The sequence below is a fragment of the Pseudomonas citronellolis genome, assembly GCF_029335315.1.
GTDB lineage: Bacteria > Pseudomonadota > Gammaproteobacteria > Pseudomonadales > Pseudomonadaceae > Pseudomonas > Pseudomonas citronellolis_A.
This window is the reverse complement of sequence record NZ_JARJLT010000289.1, coordinates 1-589: the sequence shown is the minus strand read 5'-3', so window position 1 is coordinate 589 and position 589 is coordinate 1. Positions and strand designations below refer to the sequence as shown.

The 589-nt window shown below is 69.4% G+C and carries 1 protein-coding gene; it reads right to left on the bottom strand.

Going from position 1 to position 589, the window contains the following annotated elements; all coding sequences use genetic code 11:
• A partial coding sequence (locus P3W75_RS21590; RefSeq protein WP_276229353.1) for a contractile injection system protein, VgrG/Pvc8 family occupies positions 1-589 on the bottom strand: 589 nt, incomplete at both ends.

Here is a 589-nt window from a genome sequence, read left to right as displayed (position 1 = left end):
ACCGGCGGGCGGAAGCCGACGCTGTCGCTGTCCGGGATGGCTTCGAATTCGACTTCGAAGCTGCGGTCGCGGGCGGCCTTGCTGCACAGTCCGACGATAAGCGCGCCGTTAGCAAAGGCGTCCGGCGCGCCGCCCTCGATGGTGAGTACCTGGCCTGGCGCCAGGGCCGCGCTGCTGCTGACGCCGAACAGACGGAGCTGGTCGTTGAGGTAGCGCTCGTGGGCCAGTTGCGCGTAGAAGTAGCCGCTTTCGGCATGGCCTTCCTCATCGCCGCGGGCCTGGGCGTCGCCCAGGGTCTGGTAGGGCTCGTCGGCGTACTGGTAGGCCTCACCGTAGGTGGTGGTGGCGCCCCGGGCGAGGTCGGCCTGGCCATCCAGGTTGGCGCCAGCGTCGCGCGAGTAGTAGGCGCGGGAGCTGACCCGTTGCTGCACGACCTGGTGGCTGGCCTGCAGCCCCCAGACGGCGTCCTGGCCGCCGCTCTCCATGCCGCCCAACGGGCGCAGCGGCAAGCGGATGCCGCGCTGGTAGTGACGCTGATCGTCGTGGAATTCCACCACGTCGATCTGCAGGCGGGCGTTCATGCTGAAGC